At 52.9% G+C, this 7,275-nt stretch carries 7 protein-coding genes and 1 pseudogene; 1 reads left to right on the top strand and 7 read right to left on the bottom strand.

The genetic code is table 11. The annotated features are described in order from the left end of the window. From QZ279_RS05005 to QZ279_RS04980, 6 genes and pseudogenes are all read right to left on the bottom strand, one after another. Positions 1–553: pseudogene (locus QZ279_RS05005) on the bottom strand (endonuclease); the annotation flags it as partial. Then, a complete protein-coding gene (locus tag QZ279_RS05000; RefSeq protein WP_293448767.1) occupies positions 553–1,236 on the bottom strand; it encodes a TerB family tellurite resistance protein in 684 nt (227 codons plus the stop codon). The pseudogene QZ279_RS05005 and the gene QZ279_RS05000, both read right to left, overlap by 1 nt. Positions 1,237–1,287: 51 nt before the next feature. Then, positions 1,288–1,770, bottom strand: a complete 483-nt coding sequence (locus QZ279_RS04995) for a GNAT family N-acetyltransferase (protein ID WP_293448764.1) — start codon at positions 1,768–1,770, stop codon at positions 1,288–1,290. Beyond that, positions 1,767–2,384 (bottom strand): VOC family protein, encoded by a 618-nt coding sequence (locus QZ279_RS04990; protein WP_293448762.1) that lies wholly within the window; start codon positions 2,382–2,384, stop codon positions 1,767–1,769. Before QZ279_RS04990 ends, QZ279_RS04995 begins: the two co-directional genes overlap by 4 nt. A gap of 54 nt (positions 2,385–2,438) precedes the next feature. Continuing rightward, a complete protein-coding gene (scpA, locus tag QZ279_RS04985) occupies positions 2,439–4,565 on the bottom strand; it encodes a methylmalonyl-CoA mutase (protein WP_293448759.1) in 2,127 nt (708 codons plus the stop codon). Next, positions 4,531–5,472 carry a hypothetical protein gene (locus tag QZ279_RS04980; protein WP_293448756.1) on the bottom strand — a complete coding sequence of 314 codons (942 nt, stop codon included), beginning with the start codon at positions 5,470–5,472 and terminating at the stop codon, positions 4,531–4,533. The genes scpA and QZ279_RS04980 overlap by 35 nt, the downstream gene beginning before the upstream one ends. A gap of 176 nt (positions 5,473–5,648) precedes the next feature. Between QZ279_RS04980 and QZ279_RS04975 the strand changes: the two genes are divergently transcribed. After that, positions 5,649–6,104, top strand: coding sequence for a DUF4174 domain-containing protein (locus tag QZ279_RS04975; RefSeq protein ID WP_293448753.1), 456 nt, complete (start codon positions 5,649–5,651; stop codon positions 6,102–6,104). Between the two features lie 40 nt (positions 6,105–6,144). On the opposite strand, the gene QZ279_RS04970 is transcribed toward QZ279_RS04975, so the two are convergent. Next, on the bottom strand, positions 6,145–7,275 hold a 1,131-nt coding region (locus tag QZ279_RS04970), incomplete at its 5' end, for a biotin/lipoyl-containing protein (RefSeq protein ID WP_293448751.1).

Raw genomic sequence — 7,275 nt, 5'->3', positions numbered from 1 at the left:
AAAAGCGCATGACTTCGTCGCGGTTATGCGCGCCGTGGGGCGCTTTGCTCTTTAAATGTGCGCCAATCATGCGCAATTTTGTACCAGTGATCGTTTCAATCGAAAGCTCTAAAGGTGGCTTGGAAAACGTGACGCTATCCGCGCGCTTGTCGATATCGAGGTCAATCTCATAGGTTCCATCGAACCGCGGTATTGTCCCATCCAATTCGCCAACCGGATCGTGACGCACAGTCAATTTAGCTGGATCATAGAGCAACGCGATCTCTTGCTGCGTCGTATTCGTAAACCCGATCAACGCCTTATTCGCACGCAACCCATATGCCTTTGCAAAATTCTCTAATGCTTTTTCACCATCACGACCTTCATGATCATCGGGGGCCTCAATGATCATAATCGCGTCGGCATCCATTGCATTGAACACTTTGCCCAACGCCTTTGCCTGCTGCGCGCGTGTCACATCGCGCCGCCCTGACCACCGTTTGTCGCGCAACATCACCCCCGCGTCATCGAACAAGCGGTCAAACCATTCAACATTGTAACACGCGATGCGCACTAGGCCGCCCGATCTTTGCTAATTTCTTCCCAAGCAAGATTGATATCAACCATTCGCTTTTCAGCCATGCGGACTGCCTCTTGGGGAACACCGCGCGCAATCATACGATCCGGATGGGTTTCGCGCACCATAGCTCGCCATGCGTTACGAATTTGATCAATAGGCGCGTTCGCTTCAACACCCAGAACCGAATAGGGATCGGGCATCGCGTCAGGTACAAAGCGCGCACGCAAAGCGCGAAACTCAGGCTCGGGCAGTCGAAAAATTTCAGCAACATGTTCTAGGAATTCATTTTCGCTGGGATGGTAAAACCCATCTGCCATCGCAATATGAAACAAGCCTTCTATAAGGTCACATAGCGTTGTTGGCTCGGTCGAAAACATGTCTGCAATGCGCGCTGCATATTCTTCATAACCGGCGACATCTAGCCGCGCCATATTGAACACGCGGGCTGCGTTTTCTTCATCTGCTGCTGCGATATTGAAGACTTCACGAAATGCTGTGACCTCATCGCAGGTCACATGACCGTCGGCCTTGGCCATCTTGGCCCCTAACGCAATTACCGCGATGGTAAAACCAACAGAGCGTTCTGGCGGCGTGCGCAAGCGTTCGAAAACGGCAGACAGCCCTTCGCCGTTTGTAAGTGCTTCAAGCGCGTCTGATATGCGGGTCCAAAGTGACATGCGCCCATGTTTACGCGCCAAATACAGCAAAGCCCATGCAACAATTCGGCATTAAGTCAGGATTTTTTGCATCAACACCAAATCCATCCAGCGCCCAAACTTGAATCCGACCTGATGTAAACGCGCTATGTGTTTGAAATTTTGCCGTTCATGAAACGCAACACCCGCAGGGTTTTCAGCGCTAATGCCAGCCCAAAGACTGTGAACGCCCGCCTCTTTTGCGTGCAGTTCTAGTGTTTCCATTAACGCACGCCCAACGCCCAAACCACGCGCAGTAGGTGCAAGATTGACTGAATGCTCTTTAGTATGGGCGTAGCCAGAGCCACTGCGAAACGGGAAATACGTTGCAAAGCCGATGATCTGATTTTCCACCTCGGCCACCCAATAGGCACCAGCACGTGCTTCAATACTACCAAGTATTTCGTCAGGCGTTCTCAAACTCGTCGTAAAGGTTGTTGCAGTATCCCTTATCAACGGATTCCACACGTCACAAATGGCACAAGCATCTTGGGTCAACGCAGATCGAACGATCATGTCAGCAGACGCGTTCCGTGGGGGGTGTTGAATTCTGCAACCAGTTTTGGGGTCTGCGCCGTTTCAAACCGAACAGTCCCACTAGCAACACCACCAAGTAGGCCGGACAGCACATCGGCTTGTGGATGAAGAACGGATAAGCAGATCAAACTCGCCCCACAAGACGACAGCATTTGCGCAGGATGCAACGTGCCACTCCATTCTATAAGCGGCGGAAAAATTCCATCAAAGGGCAGAATTCCAGTCGCAGGAACCGCCATCTTCCAGCGCAAATCCCCACGCTCAAGTGAAACAGGGCCACCTGCATTGGGCCATTGTGCTAACGCGGTGTTCATATCAGGGACGGCACAAATCCAATTTGTGAGCCGAGGTTCGCCCTCAAAGTTATCCAGATCAAACCAGCGGGGACGATCAGGCGTTGGCGCATTTGGATCGATTGAAATCGCCTCGAGGTAAAGACCACCGTCAAGCCCCAACAAATGATTGTGCGTTCCAAAGCGTTCATGCGCGCCACCAAGCTGCATGGTCAACCCAAGCGCGTCTTCCACATGCGCGCGCGCCGCATCCCGATCAGTACCGCTGACCGCCAAGTGGTCTAGAACAAGGTTGTGCATCGCATCTATCCTGTGTCTGGAAAAAAGGCGCGAACAAGGGTCGCGCCCCGTCTCTTACTTACGTGTTTCTCTAATAATTTCCAAAATATCCTGCGCAGCTTTCGGAATATTTGTACCCGGACCAAAGATCGCCTTCACGCCAGCGTCATAAAGAAAATCGTAGTCCTGCTGCGGAATAACGCCACCACAGATCACAATTATATCCTCGGCACCTTTTTCTTTGAGCGCAGCAACAAGTTTGGGGGCCAGCGTTTTGTGGCCCGCCGCTTGGCTGGAAATGCCGATGACGTGGACGTCGTTATCAACAGCGTCCTGCGCCGCCTCTTCAGGGGTTTGAAAAAGTGGACCAACGTCGACATCAAAACCGATGTCGGCAAACGCAGTCGCGATCACTTTTGCGCCGCGATCATGCCCGTCTTGGCCCATTTTCACGACCAACATACGGGGGCGACGGCCCTCTTCTTCTGCAAAATCCTCAACTGATTTTTGGATCGCAGCAAAACCTTCATCGCCTTCATACGCAGCACCATACACTCCCGCGAGCGTTTTGACTTCAGCACGGTGACGGCCAAAGACTTTCTCCATCGCCATGCTGATTTCTCCAACACTTGCCCGCGCGCGCGATGCATCGACTGCGGCTTCCAACAGATTACCGCCCTCGCCCGCACGTCGCGTCAATTCAGCCAAACTGGCTTGGCATGCAACCTCGTCGCGCGTTGCACGAATATCCTCCAAGCGTGCAATTTGAGATGTGCGCACTGCATCATTGTCGATGTCGAGGATGTCGATGTCGTCTTCTTGCTCGAGACGGTATTTATTCACACCAACAATGACTTCTTCGCCTTTGTCGATCTTTGCCTGGCGCATCGCGGCGGCCTCTTCAATACGAAGCTTGGGCATTCCAGAGGCAACCGCTTTGGTCATGCCCCCCATTTCTTCGACCTCTTCGATCAACTTCCACGCCTCATCAGCGAGCTGATTGGTCAAGCTTTCCACATAGTACGAACCTGCGAGCGGATCTACGACATTGGTCACGCCCGTCTCTTCTTGCAAAATCAATTGCGTGTTGCGCGCAATACGCGCGCTGAATTCAGTAGGCAGCGCAATCGCTTCATCAAGCGCGTTGGTGTGCAAAGACTGTGTGCCACCAAGAGCCGCAGCCATCGCCTCATATGCAGTGCGGATCACGTTGTTATAGGGATCTTGCGCTTGCAAACTGACCCCCGAGGTTTGGCAATGGGTACGCAGCATCTTGGACTTGGCACTTTGCGCCCCGAGGTCTGTCATAATCTTATGCCAGAGCAAGCGCGCAGCCCGTAGTTTGGCCGCTTCCATGAAGAAATTCATACCAATCGCAAAGAAAAACGAAAGGCGTGGCGCGAATTTATCAACGTCCATACCCCGTTCCATCGCTGCTCTGACGTACTCGCGACCATCGGCCAGCGTGTAGGCCAGTTCTTGCACAAGGTTCGCACCGGCCTCTTGCATGTGATAGCCAGAAATCGAAATCGAGTTAAACTTAGGCATCTTTTCAGACGTATATTCAATGATATCCGCGATGATGCGCATGGAGGGATCGGGTGGATACACATAAGTGTTGCGCACCATGAATTCCTTGAGAATATCGTTCTGAATTGTGCCTGCCAAAAGCGAGCGATCATGCCCCTGTTCTTCGCCTGTCACGATGAAATTAGCGAGGATCGGAATGACTGCGCCGTTCATGGTCATGGAAACCGAGACTTTATCAAGGGGGATTTGATCAAAAAGGATTTTCATATCCTCAACGCTATCAATCGCGACGCCCGCTTTGCCGACATCACCTTCAACGCGAGGATGGTCGCTATCGTAGCCTCGGTGCGTTGCTAGATCGAAGGCAACTGAAACACCTTGCTGCCCTGCCGCTAACGCTTTGCGATAGAAGGCATTACTGGCTTCGGCTGTCGAAAAACCCGCATATTGGCGAATGGTCCAAGGGCGCCCAGCATACATGGTTGCTTTGACGCCGCGTGTGAAAGGTTCTTGGCCTGGAATGCTGCCCATATGGGGTAAACCGTCGATGTCAGCCTCTGTATAGAGCGGTTTTACATCTATGCCTTCGAGAGTCTTCCAGGTCAGATCGTCTACGGGGCGTCCGCGTAGTTCTTTTTCAGCTAGGGCGCGCCATTCGTTGTCTTGCGTCATATCTCTGTCCTTTTTTCACAAAATCCAGTCCCGCGGGGAGTCCCGTCTTTTCGGATTTCGGGTCTTCTAATAAATGCGCCAGTCCATCCGCGCCTGAGCGCAGCCAGAACAGGTCGTCGGCATAATGTTCTTGGAGCATCGTGCGTTGTACTTGCGAAAACGGCTGCCAGTGGTTGCCGCAAATGTTTGCGCTCAAATTTTGAAACTCTTCGGCTCCTAAAGGAAGGCGAAGCAATTCCTGTGCAGAGGGCCGTTTGTTGCGCCAAATTTGTGTGTTTGACACAGGCCCGGACTGCCCCATCAAATAACTGAGCATTGATTGGGGTGCTGCGGCGTGTTGTTCGTAGGTACTGACATAGATTGCCACGTCTGGCGCAGCTGCCGAAATGTCTGTGATCACATCGCGCCAAGTGCGGGTGTGTGTGGAAAGCGCGGCAATACGCGCGCAGCTTGGCACCCGAACGCCGCGGGGGATACAAAAACTGAGCGCGGACGTCCAATAGGTGCTGGGACATCGCAAGCTGAGGTGAATGGTTTTCACCGAACCGCCAAAAGCCGCCACGTATTTCGCCAAGCGCTCGCCCGCTGTGGGATAGAGCGTTTGGTTGGAAATATTGTGACGCTTGATCCCAAGCATATTTTCGTCTGAAACGACCAATTGTGTCAGGCCCTTGAGGCGGGATTGTTCGAGTTGAAGGCTTATCCTGCCTTGAGCACGCGCAAATTCTAACGGGGGTTGGCGTTGATTTGGATTGGCAATCACGCCGTATAGCAGACCACGGCGCAGTCGTGGAGGCCCCCAAAACCCCATTCCCTGTTCGTTCAGTTCGCAACTGTGCTGGCGCAAATACGTTTGAAAACTGGTGCTGGCGGTACGGTGCGCGCCGATTTGCAGAATAACGTCCAAACTCTAAGCCCCTTAATGATCCCACACCAATTTGCCAAAACGGCGATGTGCAGTTCATAAAGGCATGAAGCCTAGTCGTGTTTTTTCTCTTAAAGGTACAATTTTGCGAAAATCTGCGCATACAAGGCATCGCAATTACTGCGTGGCCCCCTATATTAGCAACAAGGGGAGACCACATGAAACCGCTCTTAACATTTGTTTTCGCAACGCTTTTCGCCGCGTCACCAGCCTTTTCACAAGAGGCTGAAACACCCTCCGAAACTACCGTTTGGGAGCAGATTTCAGCCCCGGAAAGCGACAATTTGATCGATTTTCTATGGCTCGCGCGACCAATTGTTGTGTTTGCTGACAGTGCCAATGATCCCCGCTTTGAACAACAAATGGCTTTGCTTGAAGCAAATGCAGAGGCGTTGGCAGAACGCGATGTGGTCGTGTTGACAGATACGAACCCTGCGCAAGGCAGCGAATTGCGGACGAAATTACGTCCACGTGGTTTTATGATGGTTGCAATCGGTAAGGATGGCGGGGTCAAGCTACGCAAGGCATCACCGTGGGACGTGCGCGAGATTACACGCGTCATCGACAAAATGCCCATGCGACAACGCGAAGTGCGCGAACGCAGGCAGCCGTAACCGCTCACGTCACTGTTATGATCGCCAAAGCCCATTGGGCTTATTCAAATTCCATGATGATGTCGTCGACGGCAAGGCTTTCACCAGCGCTGGCGTTGATCTTGGACACCACACCTTTGCGCTCTGCGCGCAGGATGTTCTCCATTTTCATCGCCTCAACGGTACAAAGCGCCTGACCCTCTTGGACGTCTTCACCCTCTTCCACGTCGACCTTCACGATCAAACCTGGCATCGGGCACAGCAGTAATTTGGACGTGTCAGGCGCGACCTTCTCAGGCATCATAAGGGCAAGTTCGGCTTGGCGTGGAGTGCGCACGTGTACCTTTAGGTCCGCACCACGCGAACGGATACGGAAGCCACCAGAAATTTTCCCAACCTTCATCACAAGTGGAAGATCATCCACCATCATGTTGGCCAATTGATCGCCTGGCGTCCAATTCCCGCTGACACGCATGACACCGCCATCATCAAACGTCACCGTTGAACCATTTTGATCCGCCGCAATCACCAAGTCGAAACTTGCATCCTGAATGGCAACGTTCCAGCTATCGCCGACTTTACGTTCATGATTGTCCAATCGACCAGACACCCGCGCACGGCGAATTTCGGCAACGCGGTTCATTGCGGCGCTGGCCGCAGCGATCCTGCGCAGATCAGCCTCTGGCAATTCAACGCCAACAAATCCATCTGGGTATTGCTCTTCAATAAAGGCCGTTGTCATTTCGCCCGCTATAAAGATCGGGTGATCCATCACGGCACTTAGGAACGGAAGGTTGTGGCCGATGCCCTCAACCTCAAAGCTATCAAGTGCCACGCGCATCGCTTCTATAGCTGCGTCACGCGTCGGGGCCCATGTGCACAGCTTGGCAATCATTGGGTCGTAATACATCGAGATTTCACCGCCTTCAAAGACGCCTGTGTCGTTACGCACGACAACATCCCCGGCACCCCCAGCCGCAACACCAGGGCTATAGGCAGCCGTCTCTGCTGGCGGGCGGTACCGCGTTAGACGGCCAATAGAGGGAAGGAACCCACGGTACGGGTCTTCGGCATAAAGACGGTTTTCAATCGCCCAGCCCATCAGCTTCACGTCGTCTTGCGTAATGCTCAGAGGCTCACCATTGGCGACCCGGATCATCTGTTCGACCAAATCAACGCCCGTGATCAGCTC

Origin of the sequence: Planktotalea sp., assembly GCF_018607965.1 — a bacterium.
Lineage (GTDB): Bacteria > Pseudomonadota > Alphaproteobacteria > Rhodobacterales > Rhodobacteraceae > Planktotalea.
Note: the sequence above shows the minus strand (reverse complement) of the source record. Positions and strands in the feature narration are given on the sequence as shown.

Bases quoted from the DNA above. Each gene is read 5' to 3' on its own strand.
- QZ279_RS04975 (WP_293448753.1), top strand. From the start codon at position 5,649: ATGAAACCGCTCTTAACATTTGTTTTCGCAACGCTTTTCGCCGCGTCA.
- scpA (WP_293448759.1), bottom strand. From the start codon at position 4,565: ATGACGCAAGACAACGAATGGCGCGCCCTAGCTGAAAAAGAACTACGC.
- QZ279_RS04990 (WP_293448762.1), bottom strand. From the start codon at position 2,384: ATGCACAACCTTGTTCTAGACCACTTGGCGGTCAGCGGTACTGATCGG.
- QZ279_RS05000 (WP_293448767.1), bottom strand. From the start codon at position 1,236: ATGTCACTTTGGACCCGCATATCAGACGCGCTTGAAGCACTTACAAAC.
- QZ279_RS04995 (WP_293448764.1), bottom strand. From the start codon at position 1,770: ATGATCGTTCGATCTGCGTTGACCCAAGATGCTTGTGCCATTTGTGAC.